Genomic DNA, 20,254 nt, shown 5'->3' on the forward strand with positions numbered 1-20,254 from the left:
GGAGGAAACAAGGATGAAATTAACGATTACCAAAGAAGCTCAAGAAAAAATGACTGCTCTTCGTCAAGATGGAGATTATCTAGTTTTGGATTTTGAAGATGGTCAAGGTCCTTTTGTTGAGTCAGGAGCGTCTTGTCAGTTATATCCTAATTATCGCTTGTTGTTTGTACCTGAAAACTTTCCAGCATCAGAATTAGCTATTTACGATGATCAGTTGGAAACAAAAGCAGGTCCAGTTTATATGAAAAAAACTTCAGAGATGTTTTTAGATAATCAAGTGGTTTTAAAAGTAGAAAATGCTTATCAACGATTACAGCTACAATCAAATAGTGGTGTTTTGGTAGCTAATCTCCCAATGAAGCGTATTGAATTAGATGAGGAAGGTCGATATAATGGGCAAACTAGCCGTAGTAACGGACCTGCATGTTGATATCAATCATTTAACTGAACTTGAATTAGGAATGTTTCGAGATTTTTTATTAGAACAAGAAGTGACTCACTTTCACTTAGCTGGAGATACCGCCAATAAAGTTGAGCGAGTAGTGGCAGTTGTTGGATTTTTTAATCAAAAAATCCCAACGACTTTTCATTGGGGCAATCATGAAATGGCGGATATTACAGATGAGGTAAATTTTGAAGACTTCTCTGAGCCACATTTTTTGAATTTTAAAACAGTTGACCTTTCTTCAGAATATGTTTTGTTGGGAGTAAATGGTTGGTATGATTATCAATTTTCCGATATGAAAGATACGAAGGAAATTTTACGTTTGAAAAATCTATTTTGGTATGATCGGATGATTGACCGTCAAGGAACGGACCCTGAGATTAGTCAAAAAATTAGTCAACGAATGAGTGATGTCTTACAGACGATTCCAAAAGAAAAAAAGATTTTGTTGACGACTCATTTTGTTCCCAGAGAAGAGTTTATTGTACAACATTCAGGGAAGTATAGTCGTTGGAACCATTTGAATGCCTTTTTAGGAGCCAAATCATTTGGCGAGACTTTAGCATATTTTCCAAACGTGGATCAAGTGGTGTTTGGTCACACGCATCGAAGATTTGGGACACAACAAATTGATGATGTGATTTATCATTGCCGTCCCTTTGGTTATTACTTTGAATGGCAATTAACCCGAGAATTTATTTTAGGAAATCATTTGGCAGAAGTTTTTAATCCCACAAAAATGCGAGGGATTTTACGAAAAAATCAAGTCGCTTTCGATGCTTATAAACAAGAACATCTTTTAGAAGAATTTCAAAAAAGCTTAACGTTATTAGACTATTAAGGGGTAGCGATGCAAGAACAAGTGAAGCAATGGTTGACCGAAAATGAGGAATTAATGCAGTTATTAACGATTGTTGAAAAGTTAAACTTACCAGACTGTTGGATTAGTGCAGGGGCGATTCGAAACTATTTATGGAATCGTTTGGAAGGTCGCAATGAGTTAGAAGCCAGAGACATAGATGTCGTATATTTTGATCAAAATAGTCCTTACGAGCTAGCGTTAGAAATTGAAGCAGCATTAAAAAAAGATTATCCAATGTATCAATGGGAAGTACGAAATCAAGCACATATGCATCAACATAATTTTGAAGATGAAAAACCTTACACAAGTACTTTCGATGCTATCTCTAAATATCCGGAAATTTGCACAGCGATTGCTGCTAGAAAACAAGGTGGAGCTATTGAATTACTGGCACCTTTTGGACTGACAGATATTTTTAACTTTACCGTTCAAGCAACACCACATTTTAAGCAAAATTCTGTATATTTTCAGTTATATCTCACGCGTCAAAAACAGAAGAACTGGTCAGCAATTTGGCCACAGTTAAAAATGATAAATAAGATAACTAAAAGTTACTATTCACAGCAAACTTGATGCTTCACTGTGAGAGAGTCTTGCTTAGGTCAGCCCGGAACCGCTCCAAGCCTGTAGTCTTGGAGCTTTCAAGCTTCACACTCACAAGTAACCAATCAATTGGCAACTGTGCGTTGTTCACATTGAATTCTTGACGTGGCGACAATGCAAGCCTCTCTCAACGTTTACGCTGTAGGTTGATTGATAAACGGTACCTATTGAACTCATTTCTGTCATTATTTTTAATGAAACATTTTTTGAAATCATTCGAAATAAGTATGTAAATGAAGACGATCTGATACAATTTATTAAGTATTATCAATTAAAAGCGGATGCTATTTATTCAATTGCTATTTTGGAAACATCAAATAGTAAGTCACATTCAAATCGTCAAATGATGAATTTAAGCACTCGATTAAATCAAATGCTGAGCGGATATCGACAAAAAATGGTCTGTATTGAGTATAGCAATTCTTTTATTCTACTAGTACAAGATCCACCTGCTGATGAAAGAGAATATTTAAAGGCGATAAATACAATTGGAAAGTCATTACTAAATCAACTAGCAAAAGAATCGAATGATTTAGATATTACAATGGCGATTGGTCCAACTGTACCAAATCTCAAAGAAATTAATATTTCGTTTCAACAAGCGCTGCAAACCTTGGATATCTATAATAATGATAAGTCGTTTAAAAATTCCCATCAGATTATTTCATATGACGATGTATTCTTGAAACATATTGTCAGAGATCACTTGTCTACAGAAGGCTTGCAAAAAATCACAGAACGGTTTATTGCTCCATTAAAAGAATTTGACCAAATTAATAAAAGTGAATATCTAAAAACTTTGCAAGCTTATTATCAGGCAAATCGAAATATCACCAAAGCTGCTGAAAATTTATTTATTCATCGTAACACGCTGTTACATCGACTGAGTAAAATTGAAGAACTATTGAATATTAGCTTTGATATCCCTGAAGACAATTTGCAATTAGAGTTTGTTATCTATATCTTTCCTTTGTTGTAGTAAAAAGAACCTCAAGAAGTGATTTATTCAAAATAATCACTTCTTGAGGTTCTTCATCTATGAATAGGTAACTATTTTTACAGGAGTAATGGGTAGGGTGTGTGGTCTAAGATTATTTTAAGTCATTTTAAGAACAATAAAATTTTATTGATTTCTCCGTTCTTCTTAGTTTCTCAATCTTTCTTTCGCTCTTGTTTGCCGTTCGTTTTCCATCTTACGAACATTGGCTTGACGTTTTTCGATGTTTTGATTTTGATTCCGTCCGATAAAGTCAGGATTTAAGTGCGCAAATGCTTCAAAAAAACTAATGAAAAATCCTTTTTTCTTTGCCATGGTCAACATCCTTTCTATTGTCTTCTATAATTAGTGTATCATATTTACTAATATAACTCTTCGAATACAGGCATGACAGTGTCAATCAATCGCCGTAAGTCAAACGCCTCTTCTTTAAGAAACTCAGTAATTTCGTTTTTGGATAACTCTTCTCCAAAATTATTACCTGAAATAGGTGTTAAATCTGGAGTGAAATATATAAAGTTGCCACGCGCTTCTGAGTATAACATCAATTGATTCTTATCAATAAATGAAAGTTGGTAATCGTTAGAATAAGCAACATGAAAGTCGGTTATCAGTGTTTTGAACCATAAGTATGGAACAGCATTATAGTTTTCTATGGTGATGAAGTAGTTTGGTTTAACGTAATAATCCGTACCAATTTCTGAATTGTCTTCAATACTTAATAGATATAAATCCTTATATTCCCATTCAGCAGGCATGAAATCTGTTTGATAACTTTCTATTTTATTTAGGCGATATTGCTTCCAACCGAACCAAACTAGATTTAAACTGGCAAAAGCTAAAATAAATATCAACATTGCCAAGATTACTTTTTTCCAACGTTGATAAAATTTTCCTGCTTTGATTGTTGTGTCTATTTCTTCTACCATCATCGTATCCTCACGAAGCAATTCATCTAATGAAAGATTTAATAAATCACTTAATTGAATAATCATCGAAATATCTGGATATGTTCGTTCATTCTCCCAGCTTGAAATAGTTTTGTCAGAAACATTCAATTCTGTGGCTAATTCTTTTTGAGTGTAATTTAATTTTTTACGATAAGTTGCAATTGTTTTTCCAATGGGCATAAAAATCCCTCCTCATCTATAAGACAAGGGTAGCTGAGAAGGATAAAAAAGACAACCTATGATTTGTAGAGTGTTGATGTATTAGAGATTCTATCCCATTCATTTTTTTAAACTATTGATATTTTTTTGTTAAATAATTTTTGGTGATTTAACAAAGTCAGGAATTTCTGTCAAAAAATATGTAGATATTTAACAGAAAAGTGTAATAAAAAGATTACTTTCACATTTTAATGAAGTAAAATAAAGATAATTATTTTTAGAAAAATGAAATGAAACATTTGAGGTGAAACATGGAGTATTTATTATTATCAAAACAAATGCCAGAACGGATTCAACGTGTGTGGCGCAGAACAATTATTTTTACAAGTAGTCTACTGGTATTGATTGCTTTATTAGTTAGTGGAGGTCTTTTCTTTTTTTATGGCTGGAATAAGTATGTATTGTTAGGTGTTTTTACAATAATCAGTATCATTGCGATTTGGACAATTGTTAATATAAAGGTAGTTCCTTATCGTTATTCTTTTCGTCGATATGAAATCACTTCTGAAGATTTAGCTTTTCAAAAAGGCTATTATTTTCGCCAAACGACGATTGTGCCAATCAATCGAATTCAACACGTAACTACAGAACAAGGTCCTTTTTTACGTAAGGAAAATTTGATGGAAATTATTGTACATACAGCGGCAACTTCTCATCGAATTGCTGGTTTAGGCATAGAAGAAGCACAATCATTAAGAGAGCATATTATTGCGTTAGTAAAGGTGGTAAAGGAAGATGTCTGAAAAAAAGCATTATCATCCAATTGCAATTTTAATGGCTGTTGTAAAACAAATTCGTTCATGGCTTTTTCTAGTTGTGATTATTTTATTTCAAGGAAATATCTTTGGTATTTTTGGACTATTAATAGGGTCATTATTAGGAATGGTATTAATTCTTATTATCTATCATAACCAGTATTATCAATTAACGCCTAATCATTTAGTTGTTTCTTCGGGAGTTATTAATAAAAAAGAGACAATGATTCCATATGAACGAATTCAGACAATTAAACAGGAGCAGTGGTTTTTCTTTAAACCATTTGGTGTAGTTAGATTAGCTATCGAGACTGCAGGTGGAGTTTCTGGAGAGGCAGAAGCGGTCTTAACTGCCGTTCCGGAAATAGTTCTTACACAAATAGAAGCTCATCGACAGGAGCAACATTTGGCAGAAGAATATCAACGCTTATACGAAGTTAGTAACGGGCAAATCGTTTTATTTAGTTTAACTAATAGTAGTATTTTTGCAGGAATTTTTGCAATAATCGCCATAATAGAACAGGGATTTTTGGATAAATGGGAGGAAAAAATTTGGGGCTTAGTAGCACAAATTTTTTCATCAGGTTGGTTTATTATTAGTCTCATCATTGCATTAGGTTTCACTTTTTTTTCTGTTATCGCAATAGTTAGAAATTTTATCAGGTATCATCGTTTTCGAGTGACTAGACAGAAAGATATTTTAACGATCGAAAGTGGTTTATTTGAACGAAAAGTCCAAAAAATTCCTATTGGGAAAATTCAAGGATTAAAAATCCACCAAGCGCTGTTAAGAAAACTCTTTGGTTTAGCATCAGTCGAAGTATTGCTTGCGGGTGGACAAGAAATGGAAGAGGAACTTTCAGAACTATTCATCTTACCAATTATTCAAGAGCAACAAATTATTCCAGTTTTAGATTTCTTACTTCCAGAATGGACTCTAACAAAATCAGATATACAATATACTTCAAGAAAAAAATTGTGGTACTTTTTTAGAATTCCCGTTCTAGTACTGAGCCCGTTGATTTTTATTAGTGTTTTTTTCTCTCCATGGTTGAGTCTTATTTTAGGAGTAATCCTTTTAGTGTTAGTGGGACTAGCTTTCATAATGGGCTATTTTCAAGGATATTGGATTCAAGAAAAACAAATTTGTTTCCAAAACTATCGAGTTTTTACTAAAATTCGAACTATTATTCATTCATCTAAAGTTCAGGCTTTTTCACAGAAAACTTCAAAATGGTTATATAATAAAAAAACAGGTCATGTGACACTTCATTTTAAAGTGGGTGCTATTGGCTCATCAATGTCCTTAAAGTTTATTTCTTTTTCACATATTGAATCACTGTACACTATTTTTAAGAAAGAGATATCGCTCACTTCGCTATCAAAGAAAAATAGTTGATTGCACACGTATTTTGTAATTAAATAGAAGGAAAGGGGGAGAGAACCATTTTAATGTTTACTGAAAAAAGCTTTGAAGTATTTCAAGTAGAGGGTTTGGATGAACGAATGGCGGTTATTCGTAGTGAGATTCAGCCGATTTTTCAAGAGCTAAATGAGTATTTTAAAGCTGATTTAGAACCGAAGATTGGGGAAGAATTGTTTATTCATATTGCCCAACATATTCGTCGTACAGTTCATCCGCCAGAAAATACTTGGTCGGCGATTAGTCGTAAGAAACGTGGCTATAAGATGGAAGCTCATTTTCAATTAGGAATTTTTCCTGACTATGTATTTATGTGGTTATCGGTGATTGATCAACCAAAAGGCAAAAATCAGATGGCAGAACTGTTAATTGATCATCCTGAATGGTGGAATGAGTTACCAAAAGATTTTGTCTACAATAAAGATCATACAATCAGTGATTACTTTGAGTTAGAGACCGAGGGAATGGAAGCAGCTTTACAACGCTTAAAGAAGGTCAAGAAGAGTGAAATTCAAATTGGTCGAGTGATTCCAAGAGAAAGTAAATTATGGGAAACACCGGCAAAAGCTAAAGAGTATATGCTAGAAACTTATCAAGCGTTACTGCCAATGTATCAAGGATTACAAATAAATGAATAAAAAGAAATGGGCGCTGATTTCAGCCCCATTTCTTTTTATTTATCTATCTTGAACTAAAAATTTTTGAGGTAGACGTTGTAGCAAGACAAGACCAATTATTCCTGAGAAAACGGCTTTGATAACTTCTGGTAATAAAAATCCAACGAAACCGGATAACAGTGCAGCACTCCAAGTCATATCAGCAGCGAATTTTAACCAGACACTACCAAATAACAAGGTAACGATGAAACCAATTAGATTGGCTAAAACAATCCAAAACAAAGTTGTGGGCACTTTTTCTAATAAAGTTCCTAATACTAAACCTGTAAATAAAAATCCGACTAAGTACCCACCTGTAGGACCTAATAAAGATGCGATTCCACTGCCTCCTCCGGCATAAACAGGTAAACCAATCAGACCAAGTAATAAATAAATAATAATCGCCCAAGTACCAACTTTACGACCTAACAAAGTCACGGTCAACCCAACAATAAAGGTTTGTAAACTTAAGGGAACTAAACCTAAAGGAATAGTAATTTGTGAAACAATACTAATGATTCCTGCAAAAATTGCCGCAATTAATTGTTCTCTTAAAGATAATTTCATATAGTCACTCGCTTTCTGTCAACTATTATTTTTTATCTAGTTAACGATAAAAAGACTATAGCATAAACGTTAACTGTTTGTAAATAGTAAGTTAACGAAAAGTGAAATAAACAAAACGAGAGTTATCATTCCCAGCAAACTTGCCGCTTCACTGCGAGAGAATCTTGCTTAGGTCAGCCCGGAACCGCTCCAAGCCTGTAGTCTTGAAGCTTTCAAGCTTCACACGCACAGTAAACCAATCAATTGGCAACTGTGCGTTGTTCACATTGAATTTTTGACGTTGCGACAACGCAAGTCTCTCTTCGTTATACTGAAAATTAAATAATGTGTATTATATATTGCACTCATTTCTGCCATTATTGTTACCACATATCACCACTTTATGATTTAACATACAGAAATTTTGACATTTATCTAGTGTAGTGAAGCGTCAAATTTGCTGTGACTAGTATAAAACAAGAAAAAAACATCCGAACAAAGAATGAATGCCGGCAAATTTGCTGGGAGCAATCTTCTTTGTTCAGATATATTACAGTTCGTATTATCGTTACTTTTCTTTAATCAAAGAAACCAAAAGTGAACCAAATTCTTGAGTCGATAATAAGGTTGCATCTTCCATTGCTTGCGCAAAATCAGAAGTGACCTTTTTTGAACGGATCGCTTCTTCAATCGCTTCGGTGATTAAGTCAGCGGCTTCTTGCCAACCTAAAAATTCTAATAACATACCACCGGATAGAAGAAGTGAACATGGATTTGCTTTACCTTCTCCTGCAATATCGGGTGCTGTTCCATGAGTAGCCTCAAACAGAGCATAACCTGTATGATAATTAATATTTCCACCAGGTGCAATCCCGATGCCGCCAACTTGAGCGGCTAGAGCATCAGAAATATAATCACCGTTTAAGTTACAAGTAGCAATCACGTCATATTTTTCTGGATATAATAAAATTTGTTGTAAGAAGTTATCGGCAATTACATCATTGACGATGATTTTTCCAGCTGCTTTAGCATCCGCTAAAGCTTGATCAGCGACCTCAATACTAACTTCTGTTTTTAATGCTTGGTATTGGTTCATCGTGAAACAAACGTCTGCGTATTTACTTTCTACTAGCTCATAACCCCAGTTTTTGAAGCCACCTTCTGTAAATTTCATGATGTTTCCTTTATGAACTAAGGTTACAGTCGGACGTTTTTGTGCAATTGCAAAATCAATTGCTGCGCTAATAAGACGAATACTACCTTCTTCTGAAACAGGCTTGATTCCAAGAGCGGATGTTTTAGGAAAACGAATATTTCTAACTGAAAAGTCATTTTGCAGAATATCAATTAATGCTTGAGTTTCAGGTTGTCCTTTGGCAAATTCAATTCCTGCATACACATCTTCGGTATTTTCTCGGAAAATCACCATGTCCGTTTTTTCTGGTTCTTTTAATGGAGAAGGCACGCCATCAAAATAGCGAACTGGGCGGACACAAGCGAATAAATCTAAGGTTTGACGTAAAGTCACATTAAGAGAACGTATGCCTCCGCCAACAGGTGTTGTCAAAGGACCTTTCAAAGCAACTTTCGCTAGTTCGATGGCATCTAACGTGTGGTCAGGCAACCAACTGCCTGTTTCATCAAAAGCTTTTTCTCCGGCTAGGACTTCTTGCCAGAAAATTTTCCGATCATCTCCATAAGCTTTTGCAACAGCTGCATCAAAAACTGGTTGGGAGGCAGCCCAAATTTCTGGACCGACACCATCCCCAGCAATAAATGGAATTGTAGGAGTATCCGGAATCAGACGTTCCCCTTCTTCGGTAACTGTAATATAAGTCATGCTATTCCTCCGTTGTCTAGAATATAAATTTGTTAAGCCATTTTTTTGCGAATTACCATTGGCAAGATGCCTTGGTTTTTCCAATAGCGAATATCAGCAGGTGCATCAAAGCGTAAACGGGTAGTGAAATGAATTTCTTCGCCATCTGCTTTTTTCGCAACGACTTCAATTAATTGTTGAACTTGCGGTTCTTCTGGTAAAAAGATATCAAAGGTTTCTTCACCGGTTAAGCCTAAACTATCCGCTGTTTCTCCGTTAAGATACTCTAACGGGACAACCCCCATCATCACTAGGTTACTGCGATGAATTCGTTCAAAACTTTCCGCTAGAACAGCTTTCACACCTAATAATTGTGTTCCTTTGGCTGCCCAGTCACGAGAAGAACCCATGCCATAATCTTTCCCAGCCAAAACAATCCCACCAAGATTATTTTCTTGGTATTTCATGGCAGCATCGTAAATGGACATTTCTTCATTTGTTGGCAGGTAGCGAGTGACACTTCCTGTACTACCAGGAACGAGTTGATTTTGTAAACGAATATTTCCAAATGTTCCTCGCATCATGATTTCATGATTTCCTCGTCTAGAACCAAAGGAGTTGAAATCACGGTAAGGGACCTCTTTTGCTTTCAAATATTTTCCAGCAGGAGAGTCTAAGCCGATGCTACCCGCAGGAGAAATATGGTCCGTTGTCACTGAATCTGCTAATTTAGCTAAGACGTGTAAGTTTTCAAGAGTTCCTTGTTTTGGTAATTCTTTGGTCAAACCTTCAAAGAATGGAGGATTGGCAATATAAGTCGATTCCTCATCCCATTCATAACAATCACTTGTCGTTGTTTCAATTTCATTCCAACGTTCATTGGCATCAAAAAGATGAGCATAAGCTTCTTTAAAAGCATCTGGTGAAACAAATTGTTGAATAAAATTGTTCACTTCTTCCGCTGCTGGCCAAATATCATCTAACATGACTGGTTGCCCTGCTGTATCAAATCCTAAAGGTTCTTTGGTCAAGTCTTTTCGCACAGTTCCAGCCAAGGCATAAGCAACAACTAACGGTGGTGAAGCTAAATAGTTGGCTTTGATTAACGGATGAATCCGTCCTTCAAAGTTACGATTTCCTGATAGGACAGAAGCGACTAAGAGTTGTTCTTCTTGAATGGCATCAGAAATTTCATCGGCCAAAGGACCAGAGTTTCCGATACAAGTTGTACAACCATAACCAACTAAATAGAAACCTAATTTTTCTAAATAGGGCATTAATCCACTTTTCTCTAAATAAGAAGTAACAATTTTTGATCCTGGAGCTAGAGATGTTTTTACGTAAGCTGGTACGGTTAAGCCTTTTTCAACAGCATTTTTTGCCAGTAAACCAGCAGACAACATCACAAATGGATTACTCGTGTTGGTACAACTAGTAATGGCAGCTAATAAGACATCACCTGTATGCAAGGTATCCTCATCTTTGTCCCAATCGATATGAGCGGTTTTCTCCAATTCTTCCACAGGTAAACCAAAACCTTTAGGTCCAATCGGTGCTGGAATCGATTGATCAAAATCTTCAGCCACATGAGACAATGTAATTCGATCTTGTGGGCGTTTAGGTCCAGCTAAAGAAGGTTGAATCTCTGCCAAATCAATCGTAACCACTGTAGTATAGGTAGGAACTACTTCTGGATCATAAAATAGATGGTTGTCTTTGGCATATGCTTCGACTAATTCAATCAATTCTGGTGAACGTCCAGTCGTTGCCATATAGTTTAAGGTTTCTTGGTCAATTGGACAGAAGCCACAAGTTGCTCCATATTCAGGTGCCATATTGGCTAAGGTTGCTCGGTCAGCCAAGCTTAATTCAGAATAACTTCTCCCAAAATATTCGACAAATTTGCCGACGACATTTTCTTTTCTTAAACGTTCAGTTACAGCCAAAGCTAAGTCAGTGGCCGTCGTTCCAGCTGGGAAAGAGCCAATAAACTCTACACCAATTACCTCGGGAGTTGGGAAAAAGGAAGCTTCTCCTAAAATAGCGGCTTCTGCTTCGATACCACCTACTCCCCAGCCTAAAACACCAAGTCCGTTAATCATCGTCGTATGAGAATCAGTTCCTTGTAAGGTATCAGGAAATAATAAAGTCGAACCATCTACATCTTTACTGATGACAACATCAGAAAGAGATTCAATATTTACTTGGTGAATAATTCCTGTTTCAGGGGGAACTACTTCAAAATCATTAAAGGATTGTTGTGCCCATTTTAAGAACTGATAACGCTCTTGATTACGCTCGAATTCTCGTTGAGTATTAATCGCGATGGCTTCCGGGCGACCCGAAGCATCGACTTGAACCGAGTGATCGACGACTAAAGTAACTGGGATTTCTGGATTAATATCCGAAGCTTCCCCTCCTAAAGAAACAATCGCATCACGCATGGCAGCTAAATCAACCACTGCAGGGACACCAGTAAAATCTTGCAATACAACACGGGCAGGTTTAAAAGGCACCACACCTCGAGGTTCAGTGGGATTCCAATTTACTAAATCATCAATATTTTCTTCCGTCACATCTTCGCCTAAATGTCTAGCGACACTCTCTAAAAGTACCCGAATCGAATAGGGTAAACGAGTGATTTCTCCATTAAATGATTGTACAACTTCTTGAATATCATAATAATCGTACGCTTTTTCATGAAGGGTTAATTGTTTTTTCCAAGTCATTCAAATGCCTCCAATTCAAATTTTAAAAGTCTTGGTATAATTATACGATTTTATTCAAGAAAAGCAAATCGCCTAATTAAAAATCTTTCATTTTAAGTTTATCATGCTATAATAGTCTACATAACTTATTTTAAAAAAACGTAAAATAATTAAAATTAATTAGGGGATAGGGGGAGATAATGTGGCAAAATACCAAAATAACTTTCCAAGCTTAGGAGAACTTGCAGCTCAATGTTATGAAAATGATAAAATAGATATGCAACTTTATACAGAAAATGATGTCAAGCGTGGACTGCGGGACATTAATGGGAAAGGGGTAGTTGTTGGACTGACAAATATTTCAACCATATATCCTCAAAAGGTTGTAGATGGTAAGAAAGTTGTAGGTTGTGGAGAGTTAAGATACCGTGGAATCGACATTGAAGATTTAGTAAATGGCTTTGTTTCTGAAGGGCGATTTGGTTTTGAAGAAGTTGCATATTTATTACTTTTTGGTAAACTACCTTCAGACAAAGAATTATATGATTTTCAACAAATTTTAGCCAAACGTAGAACATTACCTACCAATTTTGTTCGAGATGTTATTATGAAAGCACCCATTGCAAGTATTATGAATAGTTTGTCCCGAAGTATCTTAACACTGGCGAGTTATGATGAAAAAGCAGATGACGTAAGTATCGAAAATGTCTTGGATCAAAGTTTGGATTTAATTGCCGTGTTCCCCTTGTTAGCTGTATATGCTTACCATGCCTACAATCATTATGGCAATGGTGGCAGTATGTATATTCATAAACCTAAAGAAACCTTGAGTACCGCCGAAACAATTTTGATGATGTTACGTGCAGATCAGGAATATACACCACAAGAAGCTCAGACGCTAGACATGGCGCTGGTTTTGCATATGGAACATGGTGGTGGGAATAATTCAACTTTTACTACACGGGTTGTCACTTCTAGTGGTTCCGACACCTACTCAACCATTGCTGCAGCTTTAGGCTCTTTAAAAGGTCCCAAACATGGTGGTGCAAATATTAAAGTCACTCAAATGATGGAGGACTTAAAAGCCACTGTGGCAGATTATTCTGATGAAGAAGCTGTTAGAGAGTATCTCTCTGATATTTTAGAAAAAAAAGCCTTCGATCAAAAAGGCTTGATCTATGGTATGGGACATGCGATTTATAGTGACAACGATCCTCGAGCAGCAATTTTTAAACGTTATGTTTCAAAATTAGCAGAGGAAAAGGGAGAAGAAGCGAAAGCCGAATTTGATTTATATACCTTAGTTGAAAGAATTGCACCAGAAGTCATTATGGAAAAACGTCATATGTATAAGGGTGTCAGTGCCAATATTGATTTCTTTAGTGGTTTTGTTTACAGTATGTTGGGTTTACCTTCTGAATTGTACACGCCGATTTTTGCCATTGCGCGAATTGTTGGTTGGTCAGCTCATCGAATTGAAGAATTAATCAATTCTCAACGAATTATGCGTCCCGCTTATAAAGAAGTTTCGACTGATCGACCTTATCAGTCCTTGGAAGAAAGATCTAAATAACAAAAAAGCTCCAATGAAATCACAATTGAGGATTTCGCTGGAGCTTTTTAATAAAAAAAACCAAAGCTCTGAAAAGAACTTTGGTTTGAGAAAACTCTTATAGTTTTTGGTTGTAATATTCAACGATTAAAGCTTCGTCAACATCAGGAGTTAATTCGTCACGCTCTGGTAAACGAGTTAATGATCCTTCAAGTTTTTCATCATCAAAGCTTACGAATGCTGGGCGTCCGATAGTTGCTTCAACTGCTTCTTTAATAACTGAAACATTTTGAGATTTTTCACGAACAGAAATCACTTGACCAACTGCAACACGGTATGAAGGAATATCCACACGTTTGCCATCAACAGTGATGTGACCGTGGTTAACTAATTGACGTGCTTGACGACGAGTAGTTGCTAAACCTAGACGGTAAACAACGTTATCTAAGCGTTGTTCTAATAAAACCATGAAGTTAACGCCGTGACGTCCTTCTTTAATTTTACCAGCTTGTACGAATAAAGTACGGAATTGACGTTCATTCATACCATACATATGACGTAGTTTTTGTTTTTCGTTTAATTGCAATCCATATTCAGAACGAGAGCCACGGCTGTTTGGTCCGTGTTGTCCTGGTGCGTATGGGCGACGAGCTAATTCTTTTCCAGTGCCTGATAATGAAATACCTAAGCGACGAGAAAGTTTCCATGATGGTCCTGTATAACGAGACATTAAAAATTCCTCCAATAAATAATTATTTTTTTGGAGTAAAATAATCCGATGAAAAATTCATTCGACATGTAGTTCATTCTTCAATCTTCACCTTTGCAGCCGCGGTTACGCAATTGAACCCCGCTGGGCGATGAACTAGGGATGTTTAATTATTTCTCTGCTGCATTATTTTACACAAAGAGTAGTATAACCTGAATGAACTAGAATTGTCAAGGGGAAATGGCTTTAAATGGCAAACAAACCAATTTCTGGTTACCATTCGCAGTTATCTTTCTAATTCATTTGCTACACTATACAACGAAGACTGCTTTTGTCGATCGTGGGATTAAATGGAGCCAATCGTAGTGATTCAAAATAGTTCACATTGACTCCCTTTTGCGGTGACGGTGCAGCTTTCGTTATTCCATTACGCTAGATAGCTTTCAATATTTTTGTAGATTACTTAAAAAAAATAGAAACAAGTTCAAGAGCTAACACTTATCAATCAACTTGTAGCGTAACGAAGAGAGGCTTGCGTTGTCGCCACGTCAAGAATTCAAGCTCCAAGACTACAGGCTTGGAGCGGTTCTAGGATGACCTAAGCAAGACTTTCTCGCAGTGAAGTGTCAAGTTTATTGTAAATAGTAACAATATTTTTTCTGAAAAAGTATCTTCTTTCACAAAATCCTTTACAAATAAGGTGTTAGTCTTTAAAATAAGGAAGGACTTTTAGAAAAAGAAGTGAAGGTGAAAAAAATTGATGAATCCGGTATCTCCGTTATTCGAAAAAATTGATTCCTCGATTGCTAAAAAGTTAAATCTAATCGAGAATAGTTATGTTCGATACGCGGTGCGTGCGATGTTGGCCTGTATGTTTTTAACGTTAGGTTCAGCGATAGCATTTGCTATTGCAATGAAAGGGGAAGAAATTACCCATGGATTGGGGAAAATTCTCTACTCATTTATGTTTAGTTGGTCTTTAGTAATGATCTTATACATGAATGCTGAACTTGGAACGTCTAATATGTTGTATATGACAGTAGGTGTTTATAGAAAACGACTATCATTTGCAAAAGCTGCGAAAATTTTAGTGACATGTATCTTATTTAATTTAATTGGTGGAGTAATTTTTGGGTATTTAGTTACTCTGACAGGTCCGTTCCAAAACTTACCTGCAGATAACTTTATGTTGGAGGCAATTTCAGGGAAGTTGTTGAAACCAACCGCTCAAATTATTGTAGAAGGAATTTTTGCTAATATTGTAGTAAATACAGCGGTACTTGTAAGTATGCGAATGAAGGATGATGCAGGAAAGATTGCTGCAATTATTTTCATCATTTTCATTTTTGCCTTTTTAGGATATGAACACGTCATCGCTAACTTCCCAGCATTCTCAATGGCTTATTTTGCTTCAAATGGCACATTGGAAGCTTTGACAGTTGGCAATGTCATTCATAATTTAACCTTTGCCTTACTTGGTAACTACATCGGTGGAGGAATGATCATGGGTCTTGGATACGCATGGTTAAATAATTCAAAATCAAATTACGTAGATTAAACATTATCTACACAAAGACGATTCATTCATTTATTTGGATGAATCGTCTTTTTTTAGCTACTTACAATTTGTTTACATTGTTTACATGAAAACCATCAGAAATTTATCGAAAATTGATGTTCACCACTTATAGTGAAATAGTCAAAGTGACAATCATATGGAAAAAACGAGGAGAAAATAAAAATGAAAAAATGGTCAATTGCTTTAGTCTTAGGACTATCTTTCTTATTAGGGGGCTTGTGGAAATAATCAAGAAAGTGGAGAGGAAGCAAGAGCGCCTAGAAAAATTACGATTGTGCAAATGCCTGATGAAAATAATGAAGACGCCGGTGCGAAAAATGCAGAATTCCGACAAGATATGGAAGAAGCTTTAGGCATTGAAGTAGAAGAATTAGATGGAAAAAGTGAGACTTTCCCCTGTAAAACAACAGATGACAACTTTGATTACGGTGGTTGCTGCTATCACATTATTTTTTGTTTCTGTTCATTTTTTACAGCTAGATATAGGGAAATTTATGAGTAGATTTGCTGGTGCGAGTAGTATTATTGGAAACTTTTTTGCCTTTGATATAACAGAATTACCGGCTATTTTATCTGAATTGTTCGTTTCTGTGGCCATGGCTTTAGGAAGTTTGGCAGTGGGGATTATCATTTCCTTTGTTTTAGCTTTTCTTGGTGCAGATAATACGACACCTTACGCAGCTTTATCAGTAGGAATTAAAGCAGTAATCAGCGTGATTCGTGCTGTTCCAGCCTTGGTATGGATTTTAATGATTGTGGCAAGTTTAGGTTTTGGTAACGCGGCTGGTTTAGTGGGGATGGTTTTCCCGACAACTGGTTATTTAACAAAATCTTTTATCAGTTCGATTGAAGAACAAGATCCTGCAATTATTGAAACTTTGAAATCAACTGGAGCTACTAAATTACAGATCATTACTGAAGGTTTATTGCCTAACTTGATTCATCCATTCCTTTCTTGGATTTCTATCCGTTTGGAAGGAAATATTGCCGAATCTATTTCATTAGGGATGGTCGGTGCTGGAGGAATTGGAACTTTATTAATGAGAGCTATTGGAAAATATGATTATCCATTAATTTCGACAGTCATTGTGACAATCTTTGTCGCGATGATTACCGTAGAATTATTTGTAACTAGAATGAAAAGAAATTTAAGATAGGAGTTTTAAGATGAATTTTGTCCGTTTGCCTTTAGAAAGTACGTATAATACACGAGAATTAGGTGGTTACCCAACAAAAGATGGGAATGTCACTGCATGGCACAAATTTTTGCGAAGTGATGATTTGAATTTGTTGTCAGAAAATGATTTGCGATTTTTAGCGGATTATGGCGTGGGGACAGTTATTGATCTACGTAGTGAAAGAGAATTGACAGAAGCGCCACATCCTGAAGCGAGCACGTTTCACTATCACAACTTCCCGTTATCTAGTGATAATGCGGTAGAATTACCTTCATTTGAAGATTTTACTTTTAGTCAATTCTATACACAAATTTTAATCAACAAACAAGCTGAATTACGTGAAATTTTCTCTATCTTAGCGAAGGAAGAGCAAGGCGTACTGTTCCATTGTGCTGCTGGTAAAGATCGTACGGGCGTAATGGCTGCTTTAATTTTAGGTAGTGTAGGTGTCTCTGCTCAAGATATCGTGGCGAATTATCAAACAACACATACGTATCTAATTCAAAATCCATTGTTTGGTGAAGCGAGTCAACTACATGCAGCGCTATTACGCTCAGATGCGGAAGCGATGCAAGAAACATTAGTGTACCTCTTTGATAATTACGGAGATATCCCTACGTACTTAAAAGAAATTGGTGTCACAGACGAAGAATTAGCTCGTTTACAACAAAAATTCTCAGTAAGTTCTGTAAGTGTTTAGCTTGCCTTTTTTAAGTGATAGAAAGTAGAAGACCTCTACTTCCAACACTGTGTAATTCATCCTCATCTTTAGCTGGCGATGAGTTTTTTTCTCCGGTCTACCTTCCAGTTTTTGAAACGAATTCTCTTTACAATTATAAAAAATCAACTGTTAAAAACTGGAAGAGCAAACGGAGAAAATGTATTTGTCGTGTGTCAAAGAGCTGAATGAATTACTCTGAATTAGTGCTTTAGCACTTAGTCAGAGTTTGAAGGTCAGCAGCCAAAGAGACTCTGCAAAGAGGCTCGTGGCGATCTCACACAACAAATACATTTTTGGAGCTTTGTTCTGAAAGTTTCGGTTGCTGTTTAGTTTTGATTGAAAATCAAATCCGCTTTTCGTTTTTTATTGCTGTTTTTTGTTATAATATTTGTAATTAACTATTCAACAAAAAATGAAGAATGTTATGAGAACTAAAGATGGAGTGGTTTTGCTTAGAAATGAAATGTGAGGGGAAGTTGAATGAAACTAAATATTAAACGAACGTTATTGGTCGGTATTGCTTTTATGACTATTTCTGCTTTTTGGCAATTATATGATTTTGCGGTTCCGTTGATGTTAAATCGTGATTTTGGTATTCCGGATACTCTTTCTGGAGTGGTGATGTCTTTAGACAATATTTTGGCTTTGTTCATGTTGCCGTTCTTTGGCGCTTTATCCGATAAAGCAATGACCAAATTAGGAAAAAGAATGCCATTTATTATTTTGGGAACAATTGCCGTAGCGGTTGGTATGATTTTGTTACCATATGCCGCTCACAGCCATAATCTATGGTTGTTTATTATTGCATTGGGTATTGTCTTGATTTTTATGGCAGTTTATCGTTCGCCTGCTGTCGCTTTAATGCCAGATGTCACGATAAAACCGTTACGTTCTCAAGGAAATGCAATTATTAATTTAATGGGTGCGATTGGTGGGGTCATTACCTTAGCAGGATTGACTTTATTAAATCCAGCAGAACTAGGATATTATCCAGTTTTCTTATTAATCGCTGGAATTATGCTTTTGGGGCTAGTTGTGATGTTGGTTACAGTGAAAGAAAACCAATGGGTACAAGAAATGTCTGATGAAACGTTATTACATCAAATAGAAGAAAGTAAAAAAGAGCATTACAAAACGACACTGCCATCAGAGATTCGTCGTTCGTTAACTTTCATTTTACTTTCAATTGCCTTATGGTTTATGGGATACAATGCCGTTACATCAGCTTTTTCTCGCTATGCAACGATTCAGATTGGTTTATCTGATTCCCAAGCATCAGCGATTTTATTGGTGGCAAATGTGGGAGCGATTATTTCTTTTATACCAATTGGAATTTTTTCTTCTAAATTTGGTCGAAAGCTAACAATTCAAATTGGCGTCATCTTATTAACTTTCGTTTTTGCGACCGCCACTTTGTACCAGCAATTTAGCTCGCTTTTATATGTCAATTTCTTGTTGGCTGGACTTGCTTGGGCGGCTATTAACGTAAATTCATTGCCGATGGTTTTAGAAATGGCGGGGGTAGGAGATGTTGGTAAATATACAGGGTTGTATTATACCTTTTCAATGGCAGCACAAATTGTGACGCCGATTTTATCTGGCGCTTTATTTGATTTTATCGGTTATCGCGTCCTGTTTCCATACGCAGCAATTTTTGTTTTCCTTGCATTTATTACAATGATACAAGTGAAACATGGCGATGCAATTCCAGAAAGTAAAGGGGTCAATAAATAATGTGGTGGGTCATTTTATTAGTTATTATATATATCTTTTTAGTTGCTCCAAGTAGAGAGAAGAGACAGTTAAAACAAACAAAGTATGCTCATCGTGGTTTTCATTCAGAGGATACAAATGTGAAAGAAAATAGCATGGAAGCTTTTCGATTAGCAGTAGAAAACGGTTATGGGATTGAGTTAGATGTTCAACTTTCCAAAGATCGGCAAGTGGTTGTTTATCATGACAATAGTTTATTCAGATTGGAAAAAGATAAACGTTTAGTATCCGACTGTACGTTAGAAGAGTTACGTGAATTTCAAATTCCGCTATTAACAGAAGTTTTTGAATTAGTCGATGGAAAAGTAGATTTGGTTATAGAGCTTAAATCAGGCTCCTTGAATCGAGTCAATTCATTTTGTCAAACGGTCTATGCTCTTTTGAAAGAGTATCAGGGTTCTTATTGCATCGAAAGTTTTAATCCATTGATTGTCGCTTGGTTTAAAAAACATGCACCAGAAGTGACAAGGGGACAATTAGTTGCTCATGTTAAGGAATACCCAGTACTCTGGCAAGGAGTTCTGTTAAATACTATGTTTTATCAAGCATGGTCCAGACCTCATTTTATTGCTGTCGATGTGGCATCGGCTCGATGGAATATTCCACTACAAATTAACAAATGGCTAGGTGCAAAATTTGTGTTATGGACCGTTCGTTCTCAGGATGAGGCAAAAAGAAAGAACATCGAGGCGATTATTTTTGAATTTTTTGAGCCCGATTGTGTGAGTAGGGGATAATTTAATTTATAAGATATTGGTG

The 20,254-nt window shown here is 36.0% G+C and carries 19 protein-coding genes; 13 read left to right on the forward strand and 6 right to left on the reverse strand.

The features are described 5' to 3' along the window. Window positions 1–13: 13 nt before the first annotated feature. The 4 genes from AC4BBX_RS10970 to AC4BBX_RS10985 all read left to right on the forward strand — a co-directional run bounded on the left by AC4BBX_RS10970 (window position 14) and on the right by AC4BBX_RS10985 (window position 2,889). Complete coding sequence (locus tag AC4BBX_RS10970) at window positions 14–430, forward strand: iron-sulfur cluster biosynthesis family protein (protein ID WP_490453859.1); 417 nt, start codon at window positions 14–16, stop codon at window positions 428–430. Then, window positions 393–1,286: a metallophosphoesterase gene (locus tag AC4BBX_RS10975; protein WP_490453860.1), complete on the forward strand. Its 894-nt coding sequence runs from the start codon at window positions 393–395 to the stop codon at window positions 1,284–1,286. Before AC4BBX_RS10970 ends, AC4BBX_RS10975 begins: the two co-directional genes overlap by 38 nt. A gap of 9 nt (window positions 1,287–1,295) precedes the next feature. After that, window positions 1,296–1,880 (forward strand): nucleotidyltransferase family protein, encoded by a 585-nt coding sequence (locus AC4BBX_RS10980; RefSeq protein ID WP_490453861.1) that lies wholly within the window; start codon window positions 1,296–1,298, stop codon window positions 1,878–1,880. A gap of 277 nt (window positions 1,881–2,157) precedes the next feature. Then, entirely contained in the window at window positions 2,158–2,889 is a 732-nt protein-coding gene (locus tag AC4BBX_RS10985) for a PucR family transcriptional regulator (RefSeq protein ID WP_490455808.1), read from the forward strand. Between the two features lie 165 nt (window positions 2,890–3,054). Here the strand turns inward: AC4BBX_RS10985 and AC4BBX_RS10990 are convergent, their stop codons facing one another. Continuing rightward, window positions 3,055–3,222 (reverse strand): hypothetical protein, encoded by a 168-nt coding sequence (locus AC4BBX_RS10990; protein WP_490453862.1) that lies wholly within the window; start codon window positions 3,220–3,222, stop codon window positions 3,055–3,057. Window positions 3,223–3,269: 47 nt separating this feature from the next. Beyond that, window positions 3,270–4,037, reverse strand: coding sequence for a helix-turn-helix domain-containing protein (locus AC4BBX_RS10995; protein WP_490453863.1), 768 nt, complete (start codon window positions 4,035–4,037; stop codon window positions 3,270–3,272). Window positions 4,038–4,327: 290 nt separating this feature from the next. Here AC4BBX_RS10995 and AC4BBX_RS11000 point away from each other — a divergent pair, with 290 nt between their 5' ends. Genes AC4BBX_RS11000 through AC4BBX_RS11010 form a run of 3 tightly spaced genes read left to right on the forward strand, consistent with a single transcriptional unit; the run spans window position 4,328 to window position 6,892 of the window. Further along, window positions 4,328–4,819, forward strand: a complete 492-nt coding sequence (locus AC4BBX_RS11000) for a PH domain-containing protein (RefSeq protein WP_490453864.1) — start codon at window positions 4,328–4,330, stop codon at window positions 4,817–4,819. Continuing rightward, window positions 4,812–6,230, forward strand: a complete 1,419-nt coding sequence (locus tag AC4BBX_RS11005) for a PH domain-containing protein (RefSeq protein ID WP_490453865.1) — start codon at window positions 4,812–4,814, stop codon at window positions 6,228–6,230. Before AC4BBX_RS11000 ends, AC4BBX_RS11005 begins: the two co-directional genes overlap by 8 nt. Window positions 6,231–6,283: 53 nt before the next feature. Then, on the forward strand, window positions 6,284–6,892 hold the full coding sequence (locus tag AC4BBX_RS11010) for a DUF1054 domain-containing protein (protein ID WP_490453866.1): 609 nt from the start codon (window positions 6,284–6,286) through the stop codon (window positions 6,890–6,892). Between the two features lie 39 nt (window positions 6,893–6,931). Here the strand turns inward: AC4BBX_RS11010 and AC4BBX_RS11015 are convergent, their stop codons facing one another. The 3 genes from AC4BBX_RS11015 to acnA form a co-directional block, all read right to left on the reverse strand. Further along, window positions 6,932–7,477, reverse strand: coding sequence for a biotin transporter BioY (locus AC4BBX_RS11015; RefSeq protein ID WP_490453867.1), 546 nt, complete (start codon window positions 7,475–7,477; stop codon window positions 6,932–6,934). Between the two features lie 547 nt (window positions 7,478–8,024). Further along, complete coding sequence (gene icd / locus AC4BBX_RS11020; RefSeq protein WP_490453868.1) at window positions 8,025–9,296, reverse strand: NADP-dependent isocitrate dehydrogenase; 1,272 nt, start codon at window positions 9,294–9,296, stop codon at window positions 8,025–8,027. A 32-nt stretch (window positions 9,297–9,328) separates the two neighbouring features. Then, window positions 9,329–12,004: an aconitate hydratase AcnA gene (acnA, locus tag AC4BBX_RS11025; RefSeq protein ID WP_490453869.1), complete on the reverse strand. Its 2,676-nt coding sequence runs from the start codon at window positions 12,002–12,004 to the stop codon at window positions 9,329–9,331. A gap of 181 nt (window positions 12,005–12,185) precedes the next feature. On the opposite strand from acnA, the gene AC4BBX_RS11030 reads away from it, so the two are divergent. Next, window positions 12,186–13,556, forward strand: coding sequence for a citrate/2-methylcitrate synthase (locus tag AC4BBX_RS11030; RefSeq protein ID WP_490453870.1), 1,371 nt, complete (start codon window positions 12,186–12,188; stop codon window positions 13,554–13,556). Window positions 13,557–13,653: 97 nt separating this feature from the next. Here AC4BBX_RS11030 and rpsD read toward each other — a convergent pair whose 3' ends face one another. After that, a complete protein-coding gene (rpsD, locus tag AC4BBX_RS11035) occupies window positions 13,654–14,265 on the reverse strand; it encodes a 30S ribosomal protein S4 (RefSeq protein ID WP_490453871.1) in 612 nt (203 codons plus the stop codon). A gap of 739 nt (window positions 14,266–15,004) precedes the next feature. Here rpsD and AC4BBX_RS11040 point away from each other — a divergent pair. From AC4BBX_RS11040 to AC4BBX_RS11060, 5 genes are all read left to right on the forward strand, one after another. Then, the gene (locus AC4BBX_RS11040; RefSeq protein ID WP_490453872.1) at window positions 15,005–15,802 is read left to right on the forward strand and encodes a formate/nitrite transporter family protein; all 798 of its coding nucleotides are present in this window, start codon (window positions 15,005–15,007) and stop codon (window positions 15,800–15,802) included. A 395-nt stretch (window positions 15,803–16,197) separates the two neighbouring features. After that, the gene (locus AC4BBX_RS11045; protein ID WP_490453873.1) at window positions 16,198–16,980 is read left to right on the forward strand and encodes a PhnE/PtxC family ABC transporter permease; all 783 of its coding nucleotides are present in this window, start codon (window positions 16,198–16,200) and stop codon (window positions 16,978–16,980) included. 10 nt (window positions 16,981–16,990) lie between these two features. Next, window positions 16,991–17,701, forward strand: a complete 711-nt coding sequence (locus tag AC4BBX_RS11050; protein WP_490453874.1) for a tyrosine-protein phosphatase — start codon at window positions 16,991–16,993, stop codon at window positions 17,699–17,701. A 501-nt stretch (window positions 17,702–18,202) separates the two neighbouring features. After that, on the forward strand, window positions 18,203–19,456 hold the full coding sequence (locus tag AC4BBX_RS11055; RefSeq protein WP_490453875.1) for an MFS transporter: 1,254 nt from the start codon (window positions 18,203–18,205) through the stop codon (window positions 19,454–19,456). Beyond that, entirely contained in the window at window positions 19,456–20,232 is a 777-nt protein-coding gene (locus AC4BBX_RS11060) for a glycerophosphodiester phosphodiesterase family protein (RefSeq protein ID WP_490453876.1), read from the forward strand. Before AC4BBX_RS11055 ends, AC4BBX_RS11060 begins: the two co-directional genes overlap by 1 nt. Window positions 20,233–20,254: the final 22 nt, after the last annotated feature.

It is taken from the genome of Enterococcus sp. AMC1157 (assembly GCF_058216555.1).

What these genes read in the sequence shown, in the direction of transcription:
- AC4BBX_RS10970 (WP_490453859.1), top strand. Translation starts at nt 14, where the DNA reads ATGAAATTAACGATTACCAAAGAAGCTCAAGAAAAAATGACTGCTCTT.
- AC4BBX_RS10975 (WP_490453860.1), top strand. Translation starts at nt 393, where the DNA reads ATGGGCAAACTAGCCGTAGTAACGGACCTGCATGTTGATATCAATCAT.
- AC4BBX_RS10980 (WP_490453861.1), top strand. Translation starts at nt 1,296, where the DNA reads ATGCAAGAACAAGTGAAGCAATGGTTGACCGAAAATGAGGAATTAATG.
- AC4BBX_RS10990 (WP_490453862.1), bottom strand. Translation starts at nt 3,222, where the DNA reads ATGGCAAAGAAAAAAGGATTTTTCATTAGTTTTTTTGAAGCATTTGCG.
- AC4BBX_RS10995 (WP_490453863.1), bottom strand. Translation starts at nt 4,037, where the DNA reads ATGCCCATTGGAAAAACAATTGCAACTTATCGTAAAAAATTAAATTAC.
- AC4BBX_RS11000 (WP_490453864.1), top strand. Translation starts at nt 4,328, where the DNA reads ATGGAGTATTTATTATTATCAAAACAAATGCCAGAACGGATTCAACGT.
- AC4BBX_RS11005 (WP_490453865.1), top strand. Translation starts at nt 4,812, where the DNA reads ATGTCTGAAAAAAAGCATTATCATCCAATTGCAATTTTAATGGCTGTT.
- AC4BBX_RS11010 (WP_490453866.1), top strand. Translation starts at nt 6,284, where the DNA reads ATGTTTACTGAAAAAAGCTTTGAAGTATTTCAAGTAGAGGGTTTGGAT.
- AC4BBX_RS11015 (WP_490453867.1), bottom strand. Translation starts at nt 7,477, where the DNA reads ATGAAATTATCTTTAAGAGAACAATTAATTGCGGCAATTTTTGCAGGA.
- icd (WP_490453868.1), bottom strand. Translation starts at nt 9,296, where the DNA reads ATGACTTATATTACAGTTACCGAAGAAGGGGAACGTCTGATTCCGGAT.
- acnA (WP_490453869.1), bottom strand. Translation starts at nt 12,004, where the DNA reads ATGACTTGGAAAAAACAATTAACCCTTCATGAAAAAGCGTACGATTAT.
- rpsD (WP_490453871.1), bottom strand. Translation starts at nt 14,265, where the DNA reads ATGTCTCGTTATACAGGACCATCATGGAAACTTTCTCGTCGCTTAGGT.
- AC4BBX_RS11040 (WP_490453872.1), top strand. Translation starts at nt 15,005, where the DNA reads ATGAATCCGGTATCTCCGTTATTCGAAAAAATTGATTCCTCGATTGCT.
- AC4BBX_RS11045 (WP_490453873.1), top strand. Translation starts at nt 16,198, where the DNA reads ATGGAAAAAGTGAGACTTTCCCCTGTAAAACAACAGATGACAACTTTG.
- AC4BBX_RS11050 (WP_490453874.1), top strand. Translation starts at nt 16,991, where the DNA reads ATGAATTTTGTCCGTTTGCCTTTAGAAAGTACGTATAATACACGAGAA.
- AC4BBX_RS11055 (WP_490453875.1), top strand. Translation starts at nt 18,203, where the DNA reads ATGAAACTAAATATTAAACGAACGTTATTGGTCGGTATTGCTTTTATG.
- AC4BBX_RS11060 (WP_490453876.1), top strand. Translation starts at nt 19,456, where the DNA reads ATGTGGTGGGTCATTTTATTAGTTATTATATATATCTTTTTAGTTGCT.